A 26,980-nucleotide genomic window follows, 5' to 3' on the forward strand; every position below is an offset into this window, starting at 1 on the left:
CGCTGACCTGGCCGACAAACATTCCTGTTCTTGAGAACTATTTCTGGCACTGACGGCAATAAAAGGTCGCCCGCTGGGCATGTTTGGTCCCGACGACCGGCGTGCCGCAGATCCGGCAGGGTTCGCCCTTGCGGCCATAGACCTGTAGCTCCTGGGCGAAGTAGCCCGGCTTGCCATCGCTTTGCAGGAAATCCTTTAACGTGGTGCCGCCCTGCTCTATCGAACGCAGCAGGACCAGCTTAATCACCTTCACCAGCTGCTCACACTCTTCCCGCGACAGCGAGGACGCCAGCCGGTCAGGATGGATCCCGGCGGAGAACAGCGATTCACTGGCGTAGATATTCCCCACGCCCACCACCAGCTTGTTATCCATCAGCCAGGGTTTGATCGCGGTTTTCTTCTTCGCGCATTTTTGCTGGAGATAGTCGGCGTTGAACGCGTCGCTGAGCGGCTCCGGGCCAAGATGGGCCAGTACCGGATGGCCTTCCAGCGTTCTGGTCCACAACCAGGCGCCAAAGCGGCGTGGATCGGTGTAGCGCAACACCTTGCCGTTACTCATGACCAGGTCAACGTGATCGTGTTTTTCAGCAGGCAGCTCTTCGCTCAGGATGCGCAGGCTCCCCGACATCCCAAGATGGACGATGATCCAGCCGTCCGGCAGCTCCAGAAGCAGGTATTTGGCGCGGCGACGCACGCTGAGAACCGGAACGTCGCTCAGGCGATAAATCTCTTCGGAAACCGGCCAGCGCAGCCGTCCGTTGCGCACGACGGCGTGCAGAATGGTTGCGCCAACCAGGTGCGGCTCGATGCCGCGGCGGCTGGTTTCAACCTCTGGTAATTCAGGCATGATTTTCCTCCGTTTACCCGACGTATTGTGCTTCACGGACAGGTGACTGAAAAGGGAGTATGTGAAAGCAATATGGGGGAGTTTTAAAAACAAAAAACCCCGCCGAAGCGGGGTTTTTATACAAGGAGGCTAAAATTATTTGATTTTAGCTTCTTTGTAGATAACGTGCTGACGTACAACCGGATCGTACTTTTTCAGTTCCATTTTTTCCGGTTTGGTACGTTTGTTCTTCGTGGTGGTGTAGAAGTGACCAGTACCAGCGGAAGAAACCAGCTTGATTTTCTCACGAATACCTTTAGCCATGATTTATTTCCTCTAAGTACTTAGTACTTTTCGCCACGGGCACGCAGTTCAGCCAGAACTGTATCGATGCCTTTCTTATCGATTACACGCATACCTTTAGCAGATACGCGCAGGGTGACAAAACGCTTCTCGCTCTCAACCCAGAAACGGTGAGAGTGCAGGTTCGGCAGGAAACGGCGTTTAGTCGCGTTCAGTGCGTGGGAACGGTTGTTACCGGTCACCGGACGCTTGCCAGTAACTTGGCAGACTCGGGACATGTCTATTCTCCAAAAATCAAATTAGCTCGAGCTTCGTATGGGGTATTGGCGCCTCGTCAGGCTTTACAGCCTGGTCATCGCAGTTCAATGTGAACTCTCGACTGCCAGGCCCAAATGCCAAACCCGAGATTCTCAAAGGTGGCGTAGTATACGCTGACTCGGCGATGTGCTCAAGTCCCGAACAGACAAAGATCCCGAAGGATCGCCAGTTCGGGGCTAAATCCAGCCACGTTCGGCAAAAGATACATACGCACCGCGGCCGATAACCAGATGATCAAGCACGCGTATCTCCATGAATCTACAACATTTTATCACCCTTTCGGTAATCAGTCTGTCGGCCTGACTTGGCTCCGGGCTACCGGAGGGATGATTATGCGCAAGGATCACGGCGGCGGCGTTCACTTTGATGGCTTCGCGTACAATTTCTCGCGGATGCACCTCAACGTGGCTAAGAGTACCAGAAAAAAGACGACTATGTTTCAACACCCGGTTCTGATTATCTAAAAAGATCACCATAAAGATCTCGCGCTCCTCTTCCGTCAGCTGGCTTTGTAAAAACTCGCGCGTCATCGAGGGGGTGACCAGCGCGGCCTCCTCGACCAGCTGCGAGCTAAAATAGCGTCGCGCCAGCTCGGCAATGCCCTTCAGTTGCGCATATTTCGCCAGCCCCAGTCCGTCCACAGCAATCAGTTGCGCTTTATCAGCGGAAAGCAGAGCGTAGAGTGAGCCAAAACGCTGTAGTAACGCCTGGGCATAGCTGAGCACATCCTGACGACGCGTGCCGACGCGCAGAAAAAGCGCGAGTAGCTCAACATCCGTTAGCGTTTCGATGCCGTATTGCAGCATCTTCTCCCGTGGCATCAGATTTTCCATTCCGTCCATGCGCCCTCCTGGGTGAATCAGCCTATCCTGGCACAGCCTGACGGCGCTGCCGACCCGCCGATTTTCACCCTGCGTAGCCGCTCGCAAAGTGAATGCCCGGCAGAGGCACGACGGCGGCAGGATTGTGATAAGATGCGCGGATTCTGGTCTACGGCAACAGGAAGACATCATGATGACTCTGGCGGGTAAAAAAATCGTCTTGGGCGTCAGCGGCGGCATCGCGGCGTATAAAACCCCGGAACTGGTGCGCCGGCTGCGTGAACGCGGCGCGGAAGTGCGTGTCGCGATGACGGAGGCGGCAAAAGCGTTCATCACCCCACTCAGCCTGCAGGCGGTATCCGGCTATCCGGTTTCCGACAGCCTGCTCGATCCGGCGGCGGAAGCGGCAATGGGCCATATTGAGCTCGGTAAATGGGCCGACCTGGTGATCCTCGCCCCAGCGACCGCCGATTTAATCGCTCGCGTGGCGGCCGGCATGGCCAACGATCTGGTGTCGACGATCTGTCTTGCCACTCCATCCCCGGTTGCCGTGGTGCCCGCCATGAACCAGCAGATGTATCGCGCGCAGGCCACCCAGCATAATCTGCAGACGCTCGCTACCCGCGGGCTGCTGCTATGGGGACCAGACAGCGGTAGCCAGGCCTGCGGCGACGTCGGCCCGGGGAGAATGCTCGATCCGTTAACTATCGTAGACATGGCCGCGCAGCATTTCGCCTCCCCTGTCAAAGATTTGCAACATCTCAACCTCATGATTACCGCGGGCCCGACCCGTGAGCCATTGGATCCGGTGCGTTATATCACCAACCACAGCTCTGGCAAGATGGGCTTCGCGATTGCCGCCGCCGCAGCGCAGCGGGGCGCGAACGTGACCTTGATCAGCGGGCCGGTATCGCTACCGACCCCGCCGTTTGTGCAGCGCATTGATGTCACTACCGCGCTGGAGATGGAAGCGGCCGTCCAGGCTGGCGCCCAGCAGCAGCACATTTTTATTGGCTGCGCCGCGGTAGCGGATTACCGCGCCGCCGTCATCGCCGAAGATAAAATAAAAAAACAAGGTGATGAATTAACAATAAAAATGGTTAAAAACCCGGATATCGTGGCCGGGGTCGCGGCGCTAAAATCACATCGCCCCTACGTCGTTGGGTTTGCCGCCGAAACGAATAATGTGGAAGAATATGCGCGGCAAAAACGTGCCCGCAAGAACCTCGACCTGATTTGCGCCAACGATGTATCCCAGCCTAATCAGGGCTTTAACAGCGACAGCAACGCACTACACCTTTTCTGGCAGGATGGAGAAAAGCGCTTACCACTTGAGCGCAAGGAACTCCTGGGCCAATTATTACTCGACGAGATCGTGACCCGTTATGATGAAAAAAATCGACGTTAAGATTCTGGACCCGCGTGTCGGCCAGCAATTTCCGCTGCCGACCTATGCCACCTCCGGCTCCGCCGGACTTGACCTGCGAGCCTGTCTCGACGACGCCGTAGAGCTGGCGCCGGGCGCAACCACGCTGTTGCCGACCGGCCTTGCGATTCATATCGCCGATCCCTCTCTGGCGGCGGTGATCCTGCCGCGCTCCGGCCTGGGTCATAAGCATGGCGTAGTCCTGGGCAACCTGGTGGGCCTTATCGACTCCGATTACCAGGGGCAGCTGATGGTGTCCGTCTGGAACCGCGGTCAGCAGAGCTTTATTATCGAGCCGGGCGAACGTATCGCACAGATGGTCTTTGTGCCGGTCGTTCAGGCGGAATTTAACCTGGTGGAATCCTTCGATGCCACCGACCGCGGCGAAGGCGGCTTCGGTCACTCAGGGCGTAAATAAGCCCAGCAACACGGAATCTGCATCCCAACGCGCATAACGCAATAACATTACCGCAAGCCCTGGTTTGCGGTCGCGTTGTGGATGTCTGCCTGACAAGTGCTTATTTTCAGGGGTATTTTAAAACATGGCAGAAAAGCAAACTGCGAAACGGAATCGTCGCGAAGAAATACTTCAATCTCTGGCGCTGATGCTGGAATCCAGCGATGGTAGTCAGCGTATTACCACCGCGAAACTGGCGGCTTCCGTCGGCGTCTCTGAAGCCGCGCTGTATCGCCATTTTCCCAGCAAAACCCGCATGTTTGACAGCCTGATCGAGTTCATTGAAGACAGTCTGATTACGCGCATCAATTTGATTTTGAAAGATGAAAAGGACACCACCGCGCGCCTGCGCCTGATCGTTCTGTTGATTCTTGGCTTTGGCGAGCGTAATCCTGGGCTGACGCGTATCCTCACCGGGCACGCGCTGATGTTCGAACAGGACCGGCTTCAGGGTCGCATCAACCAGCTTTTTGAGCGCATCGAAGCGCAGCTACGCCAGGTGATGCGCGAGAAAAAAATGCGCGAAGGCGAAGGCTACACCCTCGACGAAACCCTGCTGGCCAGCCAGCTGCTGGCTTTCTGCGAGGGCATGCTGTCGCGCTTTGTGCGCAGCGAGTTCAAATATCGTCCGACGGATGATTTCGACGCCCGCTGGCCGCTGGTCGCCGCACAGCTGCAGTAAATCCTCACATGCAGCCGCCAGGCTGCATGATTCTCCTCGCAATCTGCGTAAGTTTGTCGCAAATCCCAGGGCCATTGGTTGAATTGCCCAATGCGCGTTTCCGCTTTCCTTTCCTACTATCCAGCTTGCTGAACATTTCACCCTCCCCCAACACCACCCGACAAGGAGAGATTTGATGGCGACGTCACGGCGGGATTTACTGAAGATAGGCGGGTTGGCAACCGCATCGCTACTGGTCAGTCAAAAAAGCTTCGCAGCATGGGCCCCCTCTGAACGCTATCCGGACCCACGCATCGTGGCCGTCGATGATAGCTTTCGTCGCTATATGCTTGCCAGCGCAAAGGTCGAACGCATCGCCAGCGGCTTCCGCTGGGCGGAAGGCCCGGTCTGGTTCGGCGACATGCGAATGCTGCTGTGGAGCGACATTCCGAATAACGCCATCATGCGCTGGGATGAAGTCAGCGGAGAAACCAGCATCTTTCGCTACCCGGCCAATTATAGCAATGGTCACGCCCGCGACAGACAGGGGCGCTTAATCAGTTGCGAGCACGACACCCGCCGCATTACGCGTACCGAATACGATGGGTCTGTTACCGTACTGGCCGATAGCTACCAGGGTCATCGCCTCAATTCTCCAAACGATATCGTTGTGAAGTCAGACGGCACCATCTGGTTTACCGATCCGCCATTTGGCATCAGTGGTTTTTACGAAGGCCACAAAGCAACATCAGAATTGCCGCAAAACGTCTATTGTCTGGAGCCGGAAAGCCGCAAACTGAGCGTGGTACTGGGCGACGTAAAAGGGCCAAATGGTTTGTGTTTCTCGCCGGACGAAAAGACCTTATACGTGGTGGAAAGCCGGGCGACACCGAACCGCTTAATTCTGGCGTGGGATGTGGAAGGCAATACGCTGAAAAATAAACGGGTATATCTCGACTGTGGGAACGGTACCGCCGATGGGATCGCCTGCGACGCAGACGGCAATCTGTGGTGCGGATGGGGAAGCGGAAACGAAGAACTCGACGGCGTGCGGATCTTCAACCCACAGGGTAAGCATATCGGCACCATTAAACTGCCAGAGCGCTGCGCGAACTTGTGCTTTGGCGGCGAACAGCGCAATCGTCTGTTTATGGCGTCCAGCACGTCAATCTATTCGCTGTACGTCAATGCGCAGGGCGCTAAGCTGATATAGCGGAAATCCGGCAGCCGAGGCTGCCGGGCGCATCATCAGACGCCGTAGGCTTCACGATAGGCGCGAACTGACGCCAGGTGTTCCGCCATCTCGGGTTTCTCTTCCAGATAAGTAATCAGCTCTTTCAGAGTGATGATTGAGATAACCTGGCAGCCGTAATCCCGCTCCACTTCCTGAATGGCGGAGATCTCGCCGCGGCCGCGTTCCTGACGATCCAGGGAGATCAGAACGCCCGCCAGCTGCGCGCCCTGGGCCTGGATAATCTCCATGGATTCGCGAATCGCCGTACCGGCGGTGATCACGTCATCCACCAGCATTACCCGGCCCTGCAGCGGGCTACCGACCAGATTGCCGCCTTCGCCATGGGTTTTTGCCTCTTTGCGGTTAAAGCAGTAAGGCAGATCGCGGTCATGATGCTCGGCTAACGCCACCGCGGTGGTGGTGGCGATTGGGATTCCTTTGTAGGCCGGGCCAAACAGCAGGTCAAACTCAATTCCGGAATCCACCAGCGCCTCGGCATAAAAACGGCCCAGCAGAGCCAGATCGCGCCCGGTGTTAAACAGGCCGGCGTTGAAGAAATAGGGGCTCTTGCGCCCGGATTTCAGCGTGAATTCGCCAAACTTAAGAACCTGCTTGCTAAGCGCAAACTCAATAAACTGGCGCTGATACGGCTTCATGGATTCGCTCCTTTGGTACTTTTCATCATTGTCAGACTGCGCGCTCCCCTTCGCAGGTGTGATGAAGGATAAAGCGCAAAAAAAAGGCGACTTCTCAGTCGCCTTAATCATTAATTTTCTAACGCCGCCTTCTGCGTCGTGATAATGGACTCGATCCCCCCTCGGGCTAACGCCAGGAGAGTGAGGAGTTCTTCATGGGTAAACGGCTCACCTTCCGCAGTGCCCTGCACCTCAATAATACGGCCATCTTCGGTCATCACCACGTTCATGTCGGTCTCCGCGGCGGAGTCTTCGATGTACTCCAGATCGCAGATGGCTTCGCCATTTACTATACCGACGGAGACCGCGGCCACCATCCCTTTCATCGGATTGGTTTTCAGCTTGCCGGCGGCGACCAGCTTATTCAGCGCATCGGCCAGCGCCACGCAGGCACCGGTAATGGAGGCGGTGCGGGTGCCGCCGTCGGCCTGCAGTACATCGCAGTCGAGAGTAATCGTGAATTCGCCCAGCGCTTTCAGGTCAACCGCTGCGCGCAGCGCACGGGCAATCAGGCGCTGAATTTCCATCGTCCGGCCGCCCTGCTTGCCTTTTGCCGCTTCACGCGCGTTACGCGTGTGCGTAGAACGCGGCAGCATGCCGTATTCAGCGGTGATCCAGCCCTGGCCCTGGCCTTTCAGGAAACGCGGAACGCCTTCGTCAATAGAGGCAGTGCACAGCACTTTGGTATCACCGAATTCGACCAGCACGGAGCCTTCAGCGTGTTTTGTGTAATTACGGGTCAGGGTGACGGGACGCACCTGATTAGCGCTACGGCCTGCTGGACGCATGATAGAAATCTCCGGCTTGAAACGAATGTGAGGGCGCATTATACGAATTTCATGGCAAAAAGCCTATGCCCACTCCAGCCGGACGCGCCGATAATGTCAGTCCAGCGTTTTACGATAAGATTTCAACCCCACACCCATGACAATCACCGCCAGGCCTATCAGCGGCAAGAGGTCAGGCAACAATGCCGTTGCTGAATAGCCTTTCAGCATAATGCCCTTAACCAGGCGGATGAAGTAGGTCAGCGGTAAACAGGAGCCAATGGCTTTCGCCCAGTCAGGCATACTAATAAAGGGGCTAATAAAGCCGGACAGCATAATGGAAGGGATAAAGTAAAAAGAGGACATTTGCAGCGCCTGCAGCTGGTTTTGTGCTAAGCCAGAAATACCGATACCAATTGACAGACAAAGAAAGACATAAATTAACAGCACAAAAAATAGTAGGAAGATGCTACCGTGAAGGGGGATATCGAACAACAAAACGGCGGCAATCAGGATTAACGTCGCCTGAAACAGACCAATGATAACAAAAGGCGTTATTTTCCCAATAATGACCTCAAGCCCGGACAACGGAGAGACCAGTAAATTTTCTAACGCCCCGTTTTCTCGCTCGCGGGTAATTGACAGGGCGGTCATCAGGATTAACGTTGTACTGAGTATCGACCCCATAATACCGGGAATAGTATTAAACTGGGTTATCCCCTCAGGGTTAAACATGCGATGAATGATAAGCTCGAAATCATCCTCTTTTTGCACCACACGCATGTCGCCCGGCAAATCGTGCTGAAACATCGACTTCGCCACCTGCACAAGGGCGCTGAGCGCATTCCCCGTGGTGATCGGATCGATGGCATCCCCCTGAATCAATAGTTGTGGCTTTTCTCCACGCAGTAACTTGCGCGTAAACCCTTCAGGGATCGTCACGATAAAAGTGACATCCCCCCGCACAAAGGCTTTCTGCGCCGCCTCTTCTGAATCGACAGGAATCATCGAAAAATACCCGGTATTTTGCGCTTCCGTCACAAAGATTTGACTCATGCGTTCGGTATCATAATTTAGTAAGGCGGTCGGAAGATTATGCGGATCCATATTGATGGCATAGCCAAGAATGATCAGCTGAAAAAGAGGTGTCAGGAGCACCATACTGATGCTGACTTTATCACGGCGTAGCTCGTGAATTTCCTTAATAACCACGCCAATCCACCGCGTAACGGAGAAGCTAAAATTAATTTTTTTCACAATTATTTTTCATCAAGTAGGTAAATGCATCTTCCAGATTGGTATCCACCTTACAGAACTCATAACCCTGTTGCGTAAAGGCAAAAAGCGCGGATTTTAACTTCGCTTCATCTCTGGATGTAATATAAAGCTGATTGCCAAAAATGACCGTTTGCTCAATATCCGGCAAGCGCTGTAGCTGGCTTTCAAGCAGCGTCAGACCGGCGCCGCTGGTTCGCATGGTGATCAAATTCTGGGAGGCTATAATCGACGCAATAGTGCCATTCGCCAGCAGCCGACCATATGAGAGATAGGCAACCTTATGGCAGCGCTCAGCCTCATCCATATAATGCGTGCTCACCAGTATCGAGATCCCCCGGTCAGAGAGCTGGTGCAGCATTTGCCAGAACTCTCGCCGCGCCTTGGGATCCACGCCAGCAGTCGGCTCATCCAGAAATAGCAAAACAGGTTCATGCAACATACAGGCGGCGAGGGCCATTCTTTGCTTCCAGCCCCCAGAAAGCTCCTTAGCCAGCTGGTGCTGTCGGGCAGTGAGGCCTAACTCAGAAAGCGCACGTTCAACCCGATCTCTACGCTGATCGAGGCTATATAACCGCGCAATAAAAAGTAAGTTTTCCCGAATAGTTAAATTTCCCCACATTGAGAAATACTGGGTCATGTAGCCTATCTTTTTTTTTATTTTTTCCCGCTGCGTAAAGATATCCATACCCAGACAAGTACCTTCACCGGAATCCGGCGTAATCAAACCACACATCATTCGAATCGATGTCGTTTTTCCGCTACCGTTCGGACCGAGAAAACCATAGATCTCGCCTTTTGCCACCTGTAAAGAGAAATCCTTTACGACGTGATGCTCGCCAAAATGTTTATTGAGATTTTTTACATCAATACAAAGATTATTCATCGCCAATAATCTCCACATCAAACGGTTGGCCGATTTTCATCCGCCCTGCCTGCTGCAGCGCAGGGATAGCCTCCGCCATAAAAATGAGCTTCTCACGACGTTTCGTACTATAAATAACTGGAGGCGTAAACTCGGCCTCAGGGCTGATATAGTTAATAACGCCAGCAATGGGCTCAGCGCAACCATCGCATATAAGTTTTACCTTAGATCCGATTTTAAATTTACCGAGCTTCGCTTCGGGTATAAAGAAGCGTACTTTTATATTCTCAGGAGGTAACAGACTGATTATTGGTTTACCAGCAGAAGGGCGCTCCCCGGCACGATAAATAATATCGAAGACTTTAGCATTGACCGGAGAAACAATCGTCGTTTGCTGGACATCCCACAGCGCCTTATCCCGTTCGAGTTTTGCCGCGGCCACCATTGAGCGCTGCTTGCTAATCTCATCCTGCCGGGCAGGAAGTTGCCGTGCTTTGAGTTGATTAATTAACTCTTCAACCTGTGCGCCTTTTTGAGTTAATTCATCCCGGATATCCTCCCATTCCGCAAGCGATATGGCATGATTGGCGTAAAGATTACGATATCGCCCAAGCTGCCGCTTTACCTGGGATTCTGCCGATTGTGCTTTTTTTATCTGCGAACGTATAATATCCAACTCTTCAGGCCGTTCGCCAGATTCCAGATTTCGTAATAGAGCGCTCTCTGCTGATAGCTTTTCCTCAGCGCGCAGGAAAATATTTTGCGCATCGAAGGACTCAATCTTCACTAACTCCTGTCCTGCGGCGACGTTATCTCCTTTATTGATCAAGATCCGTTCTATTTTTTCATTACCAGAATATGAAAGGTATACAAATTCTCCATGTGAATAACCGGATAACATGTTATCTGGTTTGTTATCACACGCGGTGAGTATCAGCACCGATATCAGTATAATAAATACATTTATTGGCTTTCGCATTAAAACGCATCCATACGCATATCATTTCCCTTATCACTACGGTCTGGATTGAGGCACGCTCGCTCCAGGACCGGACAATCATCGTCAGTTTAATCTCTTAAATAATGCTTAACGTAGCTTTCATTCAATTTATCTATAGAGCTCAGATTTAACCCAGCTATCGAATTAAAAGAATAATCTTTTGTGAATGCAAGAATCGACGATCCGCCCGGGGAGAACCATTTAGCACTCTGTTTAAAAGGCCAGGGAAGTTCATAACCTTCTTCTCTCAGCAGGTGATTAAGCATGCTCCAGTCTGCTCTAAAATCTTCGCCACAAAATGGAGTATCATCCTGTACATTTTCGGCAGTGAACAATGCTATCGGCGTACAAAAATCAGCTGTCGAGGGAAAATATATATTATAGAAACTGATGATGAGTTTCTGTACTTTTTCAGGAAAAGCTCCAGGAATGGTCAGCACACCCAGCAAGTATTTATAGTCCGGATATCTTTTTATAAAGTCAAATATCCCTTGCCATAAATAATCAAGCACCTTACTTTTTTGATAAGGTTTCTGAATAAAGCCGCGGCCAATTTCCACACACTGCTCTAAACAGGAATAGGCATTATCATGGTATTTAAACAAGCTGTTGCTATAGAGGCCTGTTACACCATGTTGGGCCAGCTGCTCGCCAACGGGCATAACACGATATGCTCCCAGGATTTCCACATCAGAAGGATCCCACAAAATGATATGATAATAACTTTCATCAAAAACATCGTTATCTCGGTCGTTACCAGTTCCGGCACCAATATCGCGATAACAGCGTTCGCGTAAGCGCCCTAACTCATCAATAATGGGTGAGGTTCGGTTAGTATTACAGCGATATATCACTAGTTTTCTACCGTCTTCAAACTGCCTTAATATTTCGCACTCCTCTATTGCGCTAATTAGCTCCTTTTTACCTGGTTCTAATTCTTGCGGCGCAATCGTATCTAACATAGCCGGGCCATTCTTCGCTATACTCTGGAGGTGCGTCAAACATACATTTGCCGCGGCAGAAAGATCTTTATTTTATTCTTTAAACGAGGATAAGGCTATTTGCTGTCCTATATTGATTTTCATGGTCTTGCCATGATGGCGGAGAGCTTCACGAATAACCATCATGTTCGACAGTTGCCGCCAGAATGTTGCAGTAAGATAATAAATCTTACTGTTTGCTCCCGTAATATGAATTGGTACCAATGCTGCATTATTTCTCATAGCAAGCTGTAAAAAACCGGGGTTCCACTTATGCTCCTGTAACCCGGAAAGAGACCAGTTAGCTAGCTTACCCGCAGGACATATAATCAATACGCCTCCTTTTCGCAGGTGATCGTTCATCTCGCGGAATTTTTTATGGCTCATCTTACCGGCCATATTCTCAATTCCAATGGTAAGTTCCGATACCTGGGGGAATATAATTGGCAAAACGTGATTAGCTATTATTTTTATATCACTCCTGACTCGGGAGACCGTATGTATTAAGCTAAGTCCATCGATAACCGTCGGATGATTTGAAATAACAACCGTAGCCCCATGCTCAGGTATGTTGTTAAATTGGTGGTGTTCGCTTTCACATTTCAACTCAAGGAGTTCAACAACTGCATTAACCCACTCGACCCCATTTTTATTAACGAGTCGCTCGTTATATATTAAGCGAGAAAATACCTTATTGCCAAATGCCGTCCTGAACAGCCATTTTTTCCAAAAAGGTATGGTTGTATTTGGAAAAAATTCCCTTACGACTCTGTCAAAGATAGCGTCCATATTAAAATCCTTTTTATAGAACTCATCGTAAACGACTATACTAGCGTTCTTTCAGTCGGACAATACCGCATAAAACTTAAAAAGGCCAAAACAAAACAATTAGATATAATTAATACAACAGTATTCTCACCATAAATACAATCACCAAAGTTTTAATAAATTTATAGTAATCAATGCAAAAAAAACATACATAATGCTTAAAGGTAATACCCTATCTCATTTCTGGTGGTTATACTTCCTAAAACTCACAGAATAGCTTGTCTGGCGGTATATGCATTTGTACAAAGGCATCCGAATTCCATGCCCGTATCTAATATCAGAAAATATTAACTACGGATTCCCATAATATATAACCCCACCTACAGCCCCTGGTGAAAATAACTTTGCGGCGATATCCCTTAAAACAATCGTCCTTGAAGTATTTCATCACTATTCCTGTTAAGTCACCGCCCGCACGGCTATAATCCTTGCATTCATTATTACGAAAACAGGAACGCCTATGATCCGCAGTATGACCGCCTATGCCCGCCGTGAAATCAAGGGTGACTGGGGTAGCGCCGCATGGGAGCTGCGCTCGGTAAACCAGCGCTATCTGGAAACGTACTTCCGCCTGCCGGAGCAGTTCCGTAGTCTGGAGCCCGTGGTACGCGAGCGCATTCGCGCCCGCCTGACTCGCGGTAAAGTCGAATGCACCTTGCGTTTTGAACAAGATCCCAGCGCTCAGGGTGAACTCATCCTCAACGAAAAGCTGGCTAAACAGCTGGTAAACGCTGCCAACTGGGTGAAAATGCAGAGCGATGAAGGGGAAATCAACCCGGTTGATATCCTGCGCTGGCCGGGCGTGATGGCCGCCAAAGAGCAGGATCTCGACGCCATCGCCGCCGACATTCTGGCCGCTCTTGACGGCGCGCTGGACGACTTCATCGTCGCCCGCGAAACGGAAGGCCAGGCCCTGAAAGCGCTTATCGAGCAGCGGCTTGAAGGCGTGAGCGGCGAAGTGGCGAAAGTTCGCGCTCATATGCCGGAAATTCTCCAGTGGCAGCGCGAGCGTCTGGTCGCCAAGCTGGAAGATGCGGAAGTGCAGCTGGAAAATAACCGCCTTGAGCAAGAGCTGGTGCTGATGGCGCAGCGTATCGACGTTGCCGAAGAACTGGACCGTCTCGAAGCGCACGTTAAAGAGACCTATAACATTCTGAAGAAGAAAGAAGCTGTGGGTCGCCGTCTCGACTTTATGATGCAGGAGTTCAACCGTGAATCGAACACCCTGGCGTCAAAATCGATTAACGCCGAGGTGACCAACTCCGCGATTGAGCTGAAGGTACTCATCGAGCAAATGCGCGAGCAAATCCAGAATATCGAGTAACGCTTTCTCGTTTGTTAATGTATTTCGGTATCCAGGGCCATGATAAATCATGGCCTTTTTATTTATCTCTCTCACGGGCGAATGATAAGTATCTACTTATAAAAAATAGTCGTCCAGTTTTCGGTTGTGGCAAATAAGCACAACGCGGCACAGTCAGGAAAACACTACCGCGAGAGAAAAGAATGGACTTTAATGCGCTTCACCAGCAAAACCAACCTTTGTTGCTTGCCAATGTCTGGGATGCCAGCAGCGCTCAGGCTGCTCAGCAGGCTGGTTATCAGGCGCTGGGATCCTCCAGCGCTGCTATCGCCGCAATGTTAGGGTATGAAGATGGCGAAGAGATGAGTTTTGACGAGCTGTTTTATGTCGTCTCACGCATCAAAACCGTTAGCGAACTGCCGTTAAGCGTCGATTTAGAGGCGGGCTACGGCGCGACAACCAGCCTCATCATTGACAATATCCGGCGTCTGGCGCATCTCGGCGTGAGTGGAATAAATCTCGAGGATAGTCATGTGGTGGATAGTACGCGTCGTCTTGACGATGCGGAGCGCTTTGCCGTCAAACTGCAGGAAATCACCCGCGCCTGTCCCGGTCTGTTTGTTAATGTCCGCACCGATACCTTTCTTCTCAACGTACAAGATGCGCTGGTTCAAACGCTCTATCGCGGTCAACTCTACGCCAAACACGGCGCATGCGGTTTTTTTGTGCCTTGCGTCACCCGCGCGGAGGATATTACCGCCATCGTTCACCACGTGCCTTTACCCTTAAACGTAATGTGTATGCCTGAGCTGGCTGACTTCAGCACCTTATCGACACTGGGCGTAAAACGAATTTCGATGGGCAATTTTATTTATGCTGCGACGCAGGCCAGACTGAAAGACTTATTATGTCAGGTGCAAACCCAACACTCTTTCTCAGGTGTTTTTTGACCATGAAAATTACCGACAGCATGCAGTGCGATATCTGGTATCAGGCGCTGCTTGAACGCGCGGTGGAATACACCGGCGTTTTTTTCGTCGGCGTGAAAACCACCGGCGTATTTTGTATCTCGGTCTGTCGGGCGCGAAAACCCCGGCGGGAAAACGTCGAATTTTATAATGACTTTAAATCCGCGCTGGATGCCGGCTTCCGGCCATGCAAAGTCTGTCGTCCGACGGAGAATGCCCGGACGGCCCCCGCCTTTGTTGAACAAGCGCTCCGCCTGCTGCGAGAAGCTCCAAAGGTCCGCCTCAGCGATAGCGAGCTACGTCAGCACGATATTAGCCCGGAACGCATTCGCCGCTGGTTCCTGCAAAACCACGGGATCACCTTTCAGGCTTTTCAACGGATGCAGCGTTTGAATATGGCGCTTCAGGAATTAAAAACAGGCCGCTCAACTACCGATGTCGCTTTCGATAGCGGTTACGAGTCCTTAAGCGGCTTCGGCTATACCTGCAAAAAATTGACCGGTTTCGCACCCAGCGCGCAACGCCAGGTTGTTTTAATTCATCGTTTTACCACCCCGTTGGGGCCAATGTTTGTTTGTGCAACGCAACGGGGAATTTGTCTGCTGGAGTTTGTCGACAGACGAGCGCTGGAGTCAGAATTCAGCGACCTGCAGCGGCGGTTCAACGCCAGCATCATCGCAGGTGAAAATGCCCACACCAGGCAGGCGCAACAGGAAATAACGGAGTATTTCGCCGGACAGCGTCAATCGTTCGAGGTGGCGCTTGATACCCCAGGCAGCGAATTCCAGCGAGCGGTCTGGCGCCGTTTACAGCACGTTAGCTTCGGTGAGACGACGCATTATCAATCGATTGCGATGGAGATAGGTAAACCAACGGCCACGCGCGCGGTGGCTGCTGCAAACGGCGCTAACCGCGTCGCGATTATCATCCCGTGCCATCGAATTATCGGCAAAGATGGTTCGATGACCGGTTACGGCGGCGGCATTGCACGAAAAATATGGCTTATTAACCATGAGGCAACCATCAGGGAAAAACGCGGCTGATTTTACTTTCAGGATCAACGGGCCCCTCCCTGACTTTCACCGCGGCTCGGTAAGCCTATTTTTTATCCAGCACCCGGCAGGTTAAAAACGCCCCTGCCGCGCACAGCAGCGCCGGAGCCAGATAGCTGTGATCCATGTGGGTAAACTCCATCACCAGCGCCACTGCGGTCAACGGCATCTGCATGGAGGCGGCGAGAAACGCGGCCGCCCCCACCACAGCGAAGCTGCTTTTATCACCGCCAGGGAAGCCGAGCTGCCAGAGCGCGCAGAGCAGCAGGCTGACCAATCCGCCCACCGCCAGCCCTGGGGTTAACAATCCACCCTCCGCGCCGCCGCGCAGCACCGCCAGAATCACCACCATCTTCAATACTAACAGGACAGCGACCATGGAGAGAGGCAGCCCGTCGCTGAGCGCCAGCTGCATTGGACCCTTGCCATTGCCCGGAAGCTCGGGGAAATAAAGACTCAGGATGGCAAGAAGAGAAAACCCCAGCAGACAGAACACCGGCATCTGCCAGTTACTTCGCGCGCGTGAACGCGCCGCGCTGGTCGCTTTGCGAAAGAGCCAGGCGCCGGTGCCAAGAATCGGGCCCGCCAGAATCGCCCACCAGAGAAAGGTGTGCGGAAGTGCGCTGGAAACAAAATGGTATTGCGATTCATCCCCTAACCCCAGGGTGGCCGTCCACGCGGCAATCGCCGAGGTCATTATCGCCGCCAGCGTTTTTTCCCAGCTAAACGACAGCAGCATGACCTCAAGGCTGAACAATGCCCCGGCCAGCGGGACGTTATAGACCGCCGCCAGACCCGCGCCCGCCCCACAGGCAATCAGCGTGCGGGTTTCATCTTCCAGCAGGCGCAGCTTACGCGCCACCATCCCCGCCCCCAGCGCGCCCATTTCCCGGGGCGCCACTTCGCGGCCAAGCGGGGAGCCCAGCGCTACGGTGACGATCTGCAGCAGCGCGTGGATCGTCGTGGTGCCCGCGGGCATGGGTACGCAGGGGTTGGCCACCGCCGCCGCAATGGAAACCCGCCTCTGCCCATAGCGACCAAGCAGCCACCAGCCAAATCCGGCGACGGCACCGCCGGCCACGATTGCCACGATGCGGCGTGGCCAGGACGACTCCGTGACGCCCTGTAAAAATGACACCGAACCGACGATCTGCCCGTAACTGTAACCAAAAGCCAGGTGCTGAATCGCGTGTAAAATCAGTGCCAAAACCATGCCGGACAGACCGGCCAGAATCCCGGTTAATACCACGGCTATCAGGCGGATCAGATGATTTTTATTCCCGGCGGCGACGCTCATTTTCTCAGGCCTTGAAAAGGAAAAATAAAAGAATAAAGGACGAGACTTAAACATTGCGTAATCAAAGTGTTTTCGATAGTGATACCCATCGCTTCACTTAGCATTACTTTTTCTAATCAATAAAAATCCCTAAAAAACCAATAAACCTTTAAATCAAGCCATCAAAGATACTATTTCCATTAATTTTTCCTGGCGTAAATGATTCGCTTTAGAAAATCTCAATCGTGATCCTGCGCACAAATCGTTAACCTGCCCGCCATTACCTGGGGGGATCTATGCTGCTTCATGTTCTGTATTTAATCGGTATCACCGCGGAAGCCATGACCGGCGCACTGGCTGCCGGGCGCCGGCGGATGGATACGTTTGGCGTCATCATTATCGCCACTGCGACCGCGCTGGGCGGGGGTTCCGTTCGCGATATCCTGCTGGGGCACTATCCTCTTGGTTGGGTGAAGCATCCCGAATATGTCATCATTGTCGCCGTCGCCGCCGTCCTCACGACCATTGCCGCTCCGGTGATGCCGCACCTTCGTCGGCTGTTTCTGGTGCTGGACGCGCTGGGGCTGATCGTGTTTTCCATCATCGGCGCGCAGATCGCCCTGGACATGGGCGAAGGCCCGGTTATCGCCTCTATTGCCGCCGTGATCACCGGTGTCTTCGGCGGCGTACTGCGCGATATGTTCTGCAAACGCATTCCGCTGGTCTTCCAGAAAGAGCTGTATGCCGGGATCTCCTTTGCCGCAGCCGTACTCTATATTGCTCTGCAACATTACGTCAGCAGCCACGATGTGGTGGTGCTGGCTACACTGCTGTTCGGCTTTACCGCCCGCATGCTGGCGCTACGCTGGAAACTGGGGCTACCGGTCTTCCACTACACCCATGACGCCCACTAACCGCCTTAAAATCCGGGGATGCGCTGCCCGCTAAGCCATTGCGCCAGCGCCACCACGTCCGGATGGTGCAGGAAAGCCACCAGCTGGCGGGCTCTGATCTCCCCCACGCCCGGCAGCGTGCGCCATTGCGCTTCACTTTTTGCCGCCAGCAAATGCCAGTTCTCGCTTTCGAGCTGCGCCAGCGCCCCCTGCGGCACCGGGATCCCCATCGCCAGCACCCAGCGGATAAAAGGTCGTTTGCGAACAAGATCAAACTGATGCCAGAGGTGCTGCCCGCGGGCGGCGGAAATCCCTGGCACCGCCTGCAGCTGCTCAACGGTAAGCGCCAGCCAGGAAAAGATATGCGTCATCGGGTTTTGCTGCTGAATGACGCGCCATAAATTTTCCCCCACGCCATCGACATTCAGGGCGGACTTTGATGACAACCAGATCAGCCTGGAAAGAAACTGTTCGCTGCACTCAGGGGTGGCGAAATAGCAGGTTAGCGCATTAAATTTCGCCGGCGGCGGCGTCGGTTTATGGCGCTCGGCCGTCCGCCAGACGACGGCGTCGACCCGAGGAATACCCTGCCCTGCCAGACTGATCTGCAGCTGATCGCCAACCCCAATATCCAGCATCTGCCAGCGGGACACAGAGCCAACGTTAACCCGCTGCACGCGTTTATCATCCAGCCGCTGGGGCTCAAGCTCGGCCACCACGTTGAGTCTGCCGCTGCGGCCGGTACTGAAACGGATCGCCCGTACCTGCATCACCCGCGATGCCGGAGGATATTTCCAGGCTGCCAGCCACTCGCCCTTTCCGGGCGACCAGACTCGCCCCGGCGGCTCGCGTCCTTCGCGCACAATCACACCGTCGCTGACGAAGGGCAGCGGCGAGCGATACCAGCGCTGGCGCCACTGCGCCACCTGCTCGATGCGCGACACCGGATGGGTATATTGTCCGCTGTACTTAAACCCCGCCTGCGCCAGCAGCTGCTGACGACGGCGCATATCGGACGGACCGTCTGGCCAGGCCCAGATAAAAACGTCCAGTTGACTGAGCGCCGCCGCCGCGTCGGCTCGCATCATCAACCCGGCGACTTTCGCCCGCGCATTCATCCCCCCGGCCTGCTGCTGGACATGGCCGTCCCGGCGCAGAAACAGCTCCCCCTGCAGTACGCTGTCGGCCAGTTCACCGGTCATCACTTTCTCCAGCGCTGGGATCTGCCGGGCTCGGGCGGTCCATGCCTCACCGCGCAGACCATCGCCACGGCTAATGGCCTGAACCAGACGCCCCTGGCGATAAACGAGAGTCACCGCCACGCCGTCCACTTTAGGCTGTATCCACAGGTCGGATTTATTTTTCATCCAGCGGGCAACGCTGTCCTCATCCGCCAGCTTGCGCACGCCGGTATGGGCCACCGGATGACGCGCATCGCCGGTGGGCGGAGGCAGATCGTCATCCTCAGGCGTCGCGCCCGGAAAGCATTGTCGCCACTGCGCCAGGCGCAGGGTGAGCTGGTCGTAAACGTCATCGCTCACTCCGCTGGCGCCCTGCCGCCAGTAAGCCTCTTTCCAGGCGACAATTTGCTGATGAAGGCGTGATGTCTCCTGCCTTCCTCTGGCCGGCGGCCAGTCCGGACACGTCGCCAGCGCGCTGGCAGAGAACATCCCTAACGCCAGCCACCACCCTCCTTTACGCATTGCAGTCCCCTCCTCCATCACCTCGCGGAGAGTCTGCTGCAGAATGCCGCGAGCCGCGACGGAAGCTTTTTCGCCTTGCGAAACGCCTTCCAGGATTTACGCCTCATTGCAGCAACGGCTGGCGAATTCAGGAAAACGGCAGGCAAAATGAAAGAAACAGCGGCAAAAAGTGTGACAATGACTGCGTCACGCCGCGGCGACGTGTATAATAGGCTCGTATGTAGGACCTCTTTCGATAACCACATACAAAAGACACTCATGGCTCAAGGCACGCTTTATATTGTTTCCGCCCCTAGCGGCGCGGGTAAATCCAGCCTGATTCAGGCTTTATTAAAAACCCAACCGTTGTATGACACCCAGGTATCGGTCTCCCATACCACGCGGGCGCCGCGTCCGGGTGAAGTGCACGGCGAACACTATTTCTTCGTGAATCATGACGAATTCCGCTCGATGATTGGCGAAAACGCGTTTCTGGAACATGCAGAGGTCTTTGGCAACTATTACGGCACGTCGCGTAAAGCGATCGAGCAGGTGCTGGCGACCGGCGTCGATGTCTTCCTCGATATCGACTGGCAAGGCGCGCAGCAGATCCGTAAAAGCATGCCCGGCGCGCGCAGTATTTTTATTCTGCCGCCGTCAAAAGATGAACTGGACCGTCGCCTGCGCGGCCGCGGCCAGGACAGCGAAGAGGTGATCGCGAAACGGATGGCCCAGGCCGTTGCGGAAATGAGCCATTACGCGGAATATGATTACCTGATTGTGAACGATGATTTTGACACCGCCCTGAGCGACCTGAAAAATATCATCCGCGCTGAACGTCTGCGCATGAGCCGCCAAAAGCAGCGACATGGCGCTTTAATCACCAAACTATTGGCAGACTGAACCCACATTCAGTATCATGCCCAGTCATTTCTTCACCTGTGGAGCATTTTAAGTATGGCACGCGTAACTGTTCAGGACGCTGTAGAGAAAATTGGTAACCGTTTTGACCTGGTACTGGTCGCCGCGCGTCGCGCTCGTCAGATGCAGGTTGGCGGAAAGGATCCGCTGGTACCGGAAGAAAACGATAAAACCACCGTTATCGCACTGCGCGAAATCGAAGAAGGTCTGATCAACAACCAGATCCTCGACGTACGTGAGCGCCAGGAACAGCAAGAGCAGGAAGCCGCTGAATTACAAGCCGTTACCGCGATTGCTGAAGGTCGTCGTTAATCACACAGCGGGTCGCCCTTGTATCTGTTTGAAAGCCTGAATCAGCTGATTCAAAACTACCTGCCGGAAGACCAGATTAAGCGTCTGCGGCAGGCGTATCTCGTTGCACGTGACGCTCACGAGGGTCAGACACGTTCAAGCGGTGAACCCTATATCACGCACCCGGTCGCGGTAGCCTGCATTCTGGCCGAGATGAAGCTCGACTATGAAACGCTGATGGCCGCGCTGCTGCATGATGTGATTGAAGATACCCCCGCCACCTACCAGGACATGGAACAGCTTTTTGGTAAAAGCGTCGCCGAGCTGGTAGAGGGGGTGTCGAAACTTGATAAGCTCAAGTTCCGCGATAAGAAAGAGGCGCAGGCCGAAAACTTTCGCAAAATGATCATGGCGATGGTGCAGGACATCCGCGTCATCCTCATCAAACTTGCCGACCGCACCCACAACATGCGTACTCTGGGCTCGCTGCGCCCGGATAAACGCCGCCGCATCGCCCGTGAAACGCTGGAAATTTACAGCCCGCTGGCGCACCGTTTAGGTATCCATCACATCAAAACCGAGCTCGAAGAGCTGGGCTTTGAAGCGCTGTACCCTAATCGCTACCGCGTCATTAAAGAGGTGGTCAAAGCGGCGCGCGGCAACCGTAAGGAGATGATTCAAAAGATCCTCTCCGAAATCGAAGGGCGTTTGCAGGAAGCGGGGATCCCCTGCCGCGTCAGCGGTCGCGAGAAACATCTATACTCCATCTACTGTAAAATGGTGCTCAAAGAGCAACGTTTTCACTCGATCATGGATATCTACGCCTTCCGCGTTATCGTCCATGATGCCGATATCTGCTATCGCGTGCTCGGCCAGATGCACAGCCTCTACAAACCGCGTCCGGGTCGTTTTAAAGACTACATCGCCATTCCGAAAGCTAACGGCTATCAGTCTTTGCACACCTCGATGATCGGCCCCCACGGCGTCCCGGTCGAGGTACAAATTCGTACCGAAGACATGGACCAGATGGCGGAGATGGGGGTAGCGGCGCACTGGGCTTATAAAGAGCACGGCGGCGAAAGCAGCACCACCGCGCAAATCCGCGCTCAGCGCTGGATGCAAAGCCTGCTGGAGCTGCAGCAGAGCGCCGGTAGCTCGTTTGAATTTATCGAGAGCGTAAAATCCGATCTGTTCCCCGATGAGATTTACGTTTTCACCCCGGAAGGGCGCATTGTCGAACTGCCTGCCGGCGCCACGCCGGTGGACTTCGCCTACGCGGTGCATACCGATATCGGTCATGCCTGCGTCGGCGCGCGCGTCGACCGTCAGCCCTATCCGCTGTCGCAGCCGCTCTCCAGCGGTCAGACTGTCGAAATTATCACCGCGCCGGGCGCTCGCCCGAACGCCGCCTGGCTGAACTTTGTCGTCAGCTCGAAAGCGCGCGCCAAGATCCGTCAGCTGCTGAAAAACCTTAAGCGCGACGATTCGGTCAGCCTTGGCCGTCGTCTGCTCAATCACGCGCTGGGCGGAAGCCGCAAACTTGCCGAGATCCCACCGGAGAATATCCAGCGCGAACTCGATCGCATGAAGCTGGCCTCGCTTGACGATCTGCTGGCGGAAATCGGTCTGGGCAACGCCATGAGCGTCGTGGTGGCAAAAAACCTGCAGCAGGGCGAAGCCGCTGCGGCGCCGGTACCGGCTAACGCGTCGAACCACGGTCATCTGCCAATCAAAGGCGCCGATGGCGTGTTGATCACCTTCGCCAAGTGCTGTCGTCCAATTCCAGGTGACCCGATTATCGCCCACGTCAGCCCGGGTAAAGGGTTGGTTATCCACCATGAATCCTGTCGTAACATTCGCGGCTACCAGAAAGAGCCGGAGAAATTTATGGCGGTTGAGTGGGATAAAGAGACCGCTCAGGAGTTCATCACCGAAATCAAGGTGGACATGTTTAACCACCAGGGCGCGCTGGCTAACCTGACGGCGGCGATCAACACCGCGTCTTCCAATATCCAGAGCCTGAATACGGAAGAGAAAGATGGCCGCGTATACAGCGCCTTTATCCGCCTGACCGCGCGCGACCGCGTGCATCTGGCGAATATCATGCGCAAAATCCGCGTCATGCCGGACGTGATTAAAGTCACCCGTAACCGAAACTAGCTTTATGAACTCAAAGCGCTACGAGCGTATCTGCGAGATGCTCGCCAGGCGTCAGCCTGACCTGACGGTCTGCATGGAGCAGGTCCATAAGCCTCATAACGTCTCTGCGGTCATCCGGACCGCAGATGCCGTTGGCGTACACGAAGTGCATGCCGTCTGGCCGAGCAGCCGGATGCGTACCATGGCCTCCGCCGCCGCGGGCAGCAACAGCTGGGTGCAGGTTAAAACCCACCGCACTATCGCAGATGCCGTCGGCCACCTGAAAGGCCAGGGCATGCAAATTCTCGCCACTCACCTTTCCGACAAAGCCATCGATTTTCGTGAAATCGACTATACGCGTCCAACCTGCATCCTGATGGGTCAGGAAAAAACCGGCATCACCCAGGAAGCGCTGGCGCTGGCCGATCAGGACATCATTATCCCGATGATCGGCATGGTGCAGTCGCTGAACGTTTCCGTCGCCTCGGCGCTGATCCTCTACGAGGCGCAGCGCCAGCGGCAGAATGCCGGGATGTACCAACGCGCCAACAGCATGCTGCCGCCACAAGAGCAGCAGCGCCTGCTGTTCGAAGGCGGCTATCCGGTGCTGGCCCGCGTCGCCAGACAAAAAGGTCTGCCTTACCCCCACGTTAACGAGCAGGGCGAAGTGGAAGCCGATGCCGCGTGGTGGGCTACCATGCAGGCTGCGAGGTAAACCCAATGTCAGGCCGCCTGTTAGATGCCGTTCCGCTCAGTTCACTCACCGGTGTGGGCGCTGCGCAGAGCAGCAAACTGGCGAAGATTGGCCTGCATACGGTACAGGATCTGCTGCTGCACCTGCCTTTACGCTACGAAGATCGCACCCATCTTTACCCGATAGCCGAGCTGCTTCCCGGAGTTTATGCCACCGTGGAAGGTGAAGTGCTCAACAGCAATATCACCTTCGGCGGCCGGCGGATGATGACCTGCCAGATCAGCGACGGCACCGGCATCCTCACCATGCGCTTTTTCAACTTCAACGCGGCGATGAAAAACAGCCTCGCGACCGGTCGTCGGGTGCTGGCCTACGGTGAAGCCAAACGCGGGAAGTACGGCGCCGAGATGATCCACCCGGAATATCGCGTCCAGGGCGATATGAGTACTCCGGAGCTGCAGGAAACGTTAACCCCAGTCTATCCGACCACCGAAGGCATCAAGCAGGCGACCCTGCGCAAGCTCACCGATCAGGCGCTTGAGCTCCTGGAAACCTGCGCGATTAGCGAACTCCTGCCGCCGGAGCTGGCGCAGGGGATGATGAGCCTGCCGGAGGCGCTGCGTACGCTGCACCGCCCGCCTCCCTCCTTGCAACTTAGCGAGCTGGAAAGCGGCAAGCACCCGGCGCAGCAGCGTCTGATTCTGGAAGAGCTACTGGCGCATAACCTCAGCATGCTGGCGCTGCGGGCAGGCGCCCAGCGCTATCACGCCCTGCCGCTCGGCGCCAACGATACCCTGAAAAACCAACTGCTGGCCTCCCTGCCCTTTAAGCCCACCGGCGCGCAGGCGCGGGTTACCGCCGAGATTGAACACGATATGGCGCTGGACGTGCCGATGATGCGCCTGGTGCAGGGCGACGTTGGCTCCGGTAAAACGCTGGTCGCTGCCCTGGCCGCCTTGCGCGCTATCGTCCACGGCAAACAGGTGGCGCTGATGGCGCCCACCGAACTGCTTGCCGAGCAGCATGCCAATAACTTCCGCAACTGGTTCGAACCGCTGGGCATAGAAGTCGGCTGGCTGGCGGGCAAACAGAAAGGCAAAGCCCGTCAGGCGCAGCAGGAAGCTATCGCCAGCGGCGAGGTGCAGATGATTGTCGGCACCCACGCCATCTTCCAGGAGCAGGTGCAGTTTAACGGCCTGGCGCTGGTGATTATTGACGAACAGCACCGCTTCGGCGTGCATCAGCGGCTGGCGCTGTGGGAGAAAGGTCAGCAGCAGGGATTCCACCCGCATCAGCTGATCATGACCGCCACGCCGATCCCCCGCACCCTGGCGATGACCGCCTACGCCGATCTGGACACCTCGATTATCGACGAGCTGCCGCCAGGCCGAACTCCGGTGACCACCGTCGCCATCCCCGACACCCGGCGCAGCGATATTATCGACCGCGTGCGCAACGCCTGTACCCATGAAGGTCGCCAGGCCTATTGGGTCTGTACGCTGATTGAAGAGTCCGATCTGCTGGAAGCCCAGGCGGCGGAAGCCACCTGGGAAGAGCTCAAACTGGCGCTGCCGGAGCTCAATATCGGCCTCGTCCACGGGCGGATGAAACCGGCGGAGAAGCAGGCGGTGATGCAGGCCTTCAAGCAGGGCGAGATGCATCTGCTGGTAGCCACCACGGTGATTGAAGTCGGTGTCGACGTGCCTAACTCAAGCCTGATGATTATCGAAAACCCGGAACGTCTGGGTCTGGCGCAGCTGCACCAGCTCAGAGGGCGCGTCGGGCGCGGCGCGGTCGCTTCCCACTGCGTGCTACTCTATAAATCGCCGCTCTCCAAAACGGCGCAGAAACGTCTGCAGGTCCTGCGCGACAGCAACGATGGTTTCGTCATTGCCCAGAAAGACCTCGAAATTCGCGGTCCCGGCGAGCTGCTCGGCACCCGCCAGACCGGCAACGCCGAATTTAAAGTGGCGGACTTACTGCGCGATCAGGCGATGATCCCCGATGTCCAGCGCATTGCTCGCCACATTCATGAACGCTATCCGCTGCAGGCCCAGGCGCTTATCGAGCGCTGGATGCCGGAAACCGAACGCTATTCCAACGCGTAGCGCGCTTTTGCCGCGCTGCGGGCAACTTTTCTACACAACGAGTGGATTATGAAACGAGAACTGGCCATCGAATTTTCGCGTGTCACCGAAGCCGCCGCGCTGGCGGGCTATAAATGGCTGGGCCGCGGCGATAAGAATACCGCCGACGGCGCAGCGGTTAACGCCATGCGCATTATGCTTAACCTCGTCAATATCGACGGCACCATCGTCATCGGCGAGGGCGAAATCGATGAAGCGCCGATGCTTTATATCGGCGAAAAAGTGGGTACCGGCAAGGGCGATGCGGTAGATATCGCCGTCGATCCCATCGAAGGCACCCGCATGACGGCGATGGGCCAGGCCAACGCCCTGGCGGTGATGGCGGTCGGCGATAAGGGCTGCTTCCTCAACGCGCCGGATATGTATATGGAAAAGCTGATCGTCGGCCCGGGCGCTAAAGGCGCTATCGATCTCAATCTGCCGCTGGAAGAGAACCTGCACAATATCGCCCGCGCCCTGAACAAGCCGCTGGGCGAGCTGACCGTCACCGTGCTGGCGAAACCGCGCCACGACGCGGTCATTGCCCAGCTGCAGCAGCTGGGCGTGCGCGTGTTCGCTATTCCCGATGGCGACGTCGCGGCCTCTATTCTCACCTGCATGCCGGATAGCGAAGTCGACGTACTGTACGGCATCGGCGGCGCGCCGGAAGGGGTGGTTTCCGCCGCGGTGATCCGCGCCCTCGACGGGGATATGCAGGGGCGCCTGCTGGCTCGCCACCACGTGAAGGGCGATAACGAAGAGAACCGCCGCATCGGTGAAAATGAGCTGGCGCGCTGCAAAACCATGGGCATTGAAGCGGGCAAAGTGCTGCGTCTGGATGAAATGGCGCGCAGCGATAACGTCGTCTTCTCCGCCACCGGGATCACCAAAGGCGATCTGCTGGACGGCATCACCCGCAAGGGCAACATGGCCACCACCGAGACGCTGCTGATCCGCGGCAAGTCGCGCACTATCCGTCGTATCCAGTCGATTCATTACCTCGACCGTAAAGATCCAGACATCCAGCAGCACATCCTGTAATACCGCTTTTTCTCTCCCAGGCAACCGTCCGCAGGCGGTTGCCCTGTTCTTCGTTTATATTTGATCAATAGAGCTTTCTTGCGCCTTCGGGGTGGAAATCTGGCTCGTCTGGACCGAAGATAAGGCATCGCTTGGCAA

26 protein-coding genes and 1 pseudogene are annotated in these 26,980 nt (G+C 54.9%); 15 read left to right on the forward strand and 12 right to left on the reverse strand.

Annotation, left to right across the window (positions count from 1 at the left end; genetic code table 11):
- Window positions 1–37: 37 nt before the first annotated feature.
- From mutM to radC, 4 genes are all read right to left on the reverse strand, one after another.
- Window positions 38–847 (reverse strand): bifunctional DNA-formamidopyrimidine glycosylase/DNA-(apurinic or apyrimidinic site) lyase, encoded by an 810-nt coding sequence (mutM, locus tag BHE81_RS18295; RefSeq protein WP_004173907.1) that lies wholly within the window; start codon window positions 845–847, stop codon window positions 38–40.
- 135 nt (window positions 848–982) lie between these two features.
- A complete protein-coding gene (gene rpmG, locus BHE81_RS18300; protein WP_002922510.1) occupies window positions 983–1,150 on the reverse strand; it encodes a 50S ribosomal protein L33 in 168 nt (55 codons plus the stop codon).
- Window positions 1,151–1,170: 20 nt separating this feature from the next.
- Window positions 1,171–1,407 carry a 50S ribosomal protein L28 gene (rpmB, locus tag BHE81_RS18305; RefSeq protein WP_000091955.1) on the reverse strand — a complete coding sequence of 79 codons (237 nt, stop codon included), beginning with the start codon at window positions 1,405–1,407 and terminating at the stop codon, window positions 1,171–1,173.
- 216 nt (window positions 1,408–1,623) lie between these two features.
- Window positions 1,624–2,289: a RadC family protein gene (gene radC, locus BHE81_RS18310; protein ID WP_002922589.1), complete on the reverse strand. Its 666-nt coding sequence runs from the start codon at window positions 2,287–2,289 to the stop codon at window positions 1,624–1,626.
- Window positions 2,290–2,461: 172 nt separating this feature from the next.
- Here radC and coaBC point away from each other — a divergent pair, with 172 nt between their 5' ends.
- From coaBC to BHE81_RS18330, 4 genes are all read left to right on the forward strand, one after another.
- Entirely contained in the window at window positions 2,462–3,676 is a 1,215-nt protein-coding gene (gene coaBC / locus BHE81_RS18315) for a bifunctional phosphopantothenoylcysteine decarboxylase/phosphopantothenate--cysteine ligase CoaBC (protein ID WP_004188117.1), read from the forward strand.
- Window positions 3,654–4,112 carry a dUTP diphosphatase gene (dut, locus tag BHE81_RS18320; RefSeq protein WP_004145270.1) on the forward strand — a complete coding sequence of 153 codons (459 nt, stop codon included), beginning with the start codon at window positions 3,654–3,656 and terminating at the stop codon, window positions 4,110–4,112. Before coaBC ends, dut begins: the two co-directional genes overlap by 23 nt.
- A 124-nt stretch (window positions 4,113–4,236) precedes the next feature.
- The gene (slmA, locus tag BHE81_RS18325; RefSeq protein WP_002922598.1) at window positions 4,237–4,833 is read left to right on the forward strand and encodes a nucleoid occlusion factor SlmA; all 597 of its coding nucleotides are present in this window, start codon (window positions 4,237–4,239) and stop codon (window positions 4,831–4,833) included.
- Window positions 4,834–5,008: 175 nt separating this feature from the next.
- A complete protein-coding gene (locus BHE81_RS18330; protein WP_004173905.1) occupies window positions 5,009–6,025 on the forward strand; it encodes an SMP-30/gluconolactonase/LRE family protein in 1,017 nt (338 codons plus the stop codon).
- 35 nt (window positions 6,026–6,060) lie between these two features.
- On the opposite strand, the gene pyrE is transcribed toward BHE81_RS18330, so the two are convergent.
- The 5 genes from pyrE to BHE81_RS18355 form a co-directional block, all read right to left on the reverse strand.
- Window positions 6,061–6,702, reverse strand: coding sequence for an orotate phosphoribosyltransferase (gene pyrE, locus BHE81_RS18335; protein WP_002922600.1), 642 nt, complete (start codon window positions 6,700–6,702; stop codon window positions 6,061–6,063).
- A gap of 110 nt (window positions 6,703–6,812) precedes the next feature.
- Window positions 6,813–7,529, reverse strand: a complete 717-nt coding sequence (gene rph / locus BHE81_RS18340; RefSeq protein WP_002922602.1) for a ribonuclease PH — start codon at window positions 7,527–7,529, stop codon at window positions 6,813–6,815.
- A 96-nt stretch (window positions 7,530–7,625) separates the two neighbouring features.
- Window positions 7,626–8,765, reverse strand: coding sequence for an ABC transporter permease (locus BHE81_RS18345; protein WP_032410114.1), 1,140 nt, complete (start codon window positions 8,763–8,765; stop codon window positions 7,626–7,628).
- Complete coding sequence (locus BHE81_RS18350; RefSeq protein WP_004173902.1) at window positions 8,752–9,669, reverse strand: ABC transporter ATP-binding protein; 918 nt, start codon at window positions 9,667–9,669, stop codon at window positions 8,752–8,754. The genes BHE81_RS18345 and BHE81_RS18350 overlap by 14 nt, the downstream gene beginning before the upstream one ends.
- The gene (locus tag BHE81_RS18355) at window positions 9,662–10,588 is read right to left on the reverse strand and encodes an HlyD family secretion protein (protein ID WP_270031033.1); all 927 of its coding nucleotides are present in this window, start codon (window positions 10,586–10,588) and stop codon (window positions 9,662–9,664) included. Before BHE81_RS18355 ends, BHE81_RS18350 begins: the two co-directional genes overlap by 8 nt.
- Here BHE81_RS18355 and BHE81_RS28290 point away from each other — a divergent pair.
- A complete protein-coding gene (locus tag BHE81_RS28290) occupies window positions 10,548–10,679 on the forward strand; it encodes a hypothetical protein (protein ID WP_065809828.1) in 132 nt (43 codons plus the stop codon). The genes BHE81_RS18355 and BHE81_RS28290 overlap by 41 nt on opposite strands.
- A gap of 37 nt (window positions 10,680–10,716) precedes the next feature.
- On the opposite strand, the pseudogene BHE81_RS18360 reads toward BHE81_RS28290, so the two are convergent.
- Window positions 10,717–12,417: pseudogene (locus BHE81_RS18360) on the reverse strand (lysophospholipid acyltransferase family protein).
- A gap of 499 nt (window positions 12,418–12,916) precedes the next feature.
- Between BHE81_RS18360 and BHE81_RS18365 the strand changes: the two are divergent.
- The 3 genes from BHE81_RS18365 to BHE81_RS18375 all read left to right on the forward strand — a co-directional run bounded on the left by BHE81_RS18365 (window position 12,917) and on the right by BHE81_RS18375 (window position 15,770).
- Window positions 12,917–13,780, forward strand: coding sequence for a YicC/YloC family endoribonuclease (locus BHE81_RS18365; RefSeq protein WP_002922636.1), 864 nt, complete (start codon window positions 12,917–12,919; stop codon window positions 13,778–13,780).
- Between the two features lie 182 nt (window positions 13,781–13,962).
- The gene (locus tag BHE81_RS18370; protein ID WP_019725184.1) at window positions 13,963–14,709 is read left to right on the forward strand and encodes an isocitrate lyase/PEP mutase family protein; all 747 of its coding nucleotides are present in this window, start codon (window positions 13,963–13,965) and stop codon (window positions 14,707–14,709) included.
- 2 nt (window positions 14,710–14,711) lie between these two features.
- Window positions 14,712–15,770 carry a bifunctional transcriptional activator/DNA repair enzyme AdaA gene (locus BHE81_RS18375; protein ID WP_019725183.1) on the forward strand — a complete coding sequence of 353 codons (1,059 nt, stop codon included), beginning with the start codon at window positions 14,712–14,714 and terminating at the stop codon, window positions 15,768–15,770.
- 55 nt (window positions 15,771–15,825) lie between these two features.
- Here BHE81_RS18375 and BHE81_RS18380 read toward each other — a convergent pair whose 3' ends face one another.
- Window positions 15,826–17,076 (reverse strand): chloride channel protein, encoded by a 1,251-nt coding sequence (locus BHE81_RS18380; RefSeq protein ID WP_009308789.1) that lies wholly within the window; start codon window positions 17,074–17,076, stop codon window positions 15,826–15,828.
- A gap of 275 nt (window positions 17,077–17,351) precedes the next feature.
- On the opposite strand from BHE81_RS18380, the gene BHE81_RS18385 reads away from it, so the two are divergent.
- The gene (locus BHE81_RS18385) at window positions 17,352–17,969 is read left to right on the forward strand and encodes a trimeric intracellular cation channel family protein (RefSeq protein ID WP_002922654.1); all 618 of its coding nucleotides are present in this window, start codon (window positions 17,352–17,354) and stop codon (window positions 17,967–17,969) included.
- Window positions 17,970–17,974: 5 nt separating this feature from the next.
- Here the strand turns inward: BHE81_RS18385 and ligB are convergent, their stop codons facing one another.
- Window positions 17,975–19,651 carry an NAD-dependent DNA ligase LigB gene (ligB, locus tag BHE81_RS18390; RefSeq protein WP_023342573.1) on the reverse strand — a complete coding sequence of 559 codons (1,677 nt, stop codon included), beginning with the start codon at window positions 19,649–19,651 and terminating at the stop codon, window positions 17,975–17,977.
- A 258-nt stretch (window positions 19,652–19,909) separates the two neighbouring features.
- On the opposite strand from ligB, the gene gmk reads away from it, so the two are divergent.
- Genes gmk through glpX form a run of 6 tightly spaced genes read left to right on the forward strand, consistent with a single transcriptional unit; the run spans window position 19,910 to window position 26,842 of the window.
- A complete protein-coding gene (gene gmk / locus BHE81_RS18395) occupies window positions 19,910–20,533 on the forward strand; it encodes a guanylate kinase (RefSeq protein WP_002922664.1) in 624 nt (207 codons plus the stop codon).
- Window positions 20,534–20,587: 54 nt separating this feature from the next.
- On the forward strand, window positions 20,588–20,863 hold the full coding sequence (rpoZ, locus tag BHE81_RS18400; RefSeq protein ID WP_000135058.1) for a DNA-directed RNA polymerase subunit omega: 276 nt from the start codon (window positions 20,588–20,590) through the stop codon (window positions 20,861–20,863).
- Between the two features lie 18 nt (window positions 20,864–20,881).
- Window positions 20,882–23,002, forward strand: a complete 2,121-nt coding sequence (spoT, locus tag BHE81_RS18405) for a bifunctional GTP diphosphokinase/guanosine-3',5'-bis pyrophosphate 3'-pyrophosphohydrolase (protein ID WP_004150214.1) — start codon at window positions 20,882–20,884, stop codon at window positions 23,000–23,002.
- Window positions 23,003–23,006: 4 nt separating this feature from the next.
- Entirely contained in the window at window positions 23,007–23,696 is a 690-nt protein-coding gene (gene trmH, locus BHE81_RS18410; protein WP_004181538.1) for a tRNA (guanosine(18)-2'-O)-methyltransferase TrmH, read from the forward strand.
- Window positions 23,697–23,701: 5 nt separating this feature from the next.
- A complete protein-coding gene (recG, locus tag BHE81_RS18415) occupies window positions 23,702–25,783 on the forward strand; it encodes an ATP-dependent DNA helicase RecG (RefSeq protein ID WP_004151504.1) in 2,082 nt (693 codons plus the stop codon).
- A 48-nt stretch (window positions 25,784–25,831) separates the two neighbouring features.
- The gene (gene glpX / locus BHE81_RS18420; protein WP_002922903.1) at window positions 25,832–26,842 is read left to right on the forward strand and encodes a class II fructose-bisphosphatase; all 1,011 of its coding nucleotides are present in this window, start codon (window positions 25,832–25,834) and stop codon (window positions 26,840–26,842) included.
- Window positions 26,843–26,980: the final 138 nt, after the last annotated feature.

Origin of the sequence: Klebsiella sp. AqSCr, from assembly GCF_008452795.1 — a bacterium.
Classification (GTDB): domain Bacteria; phylum Pseudomonadota; class Gammaproteobacteria; order Enterobacterales; family Enterobacteriaceae; genus Klebsiella; species Klebsiella pneumoniae.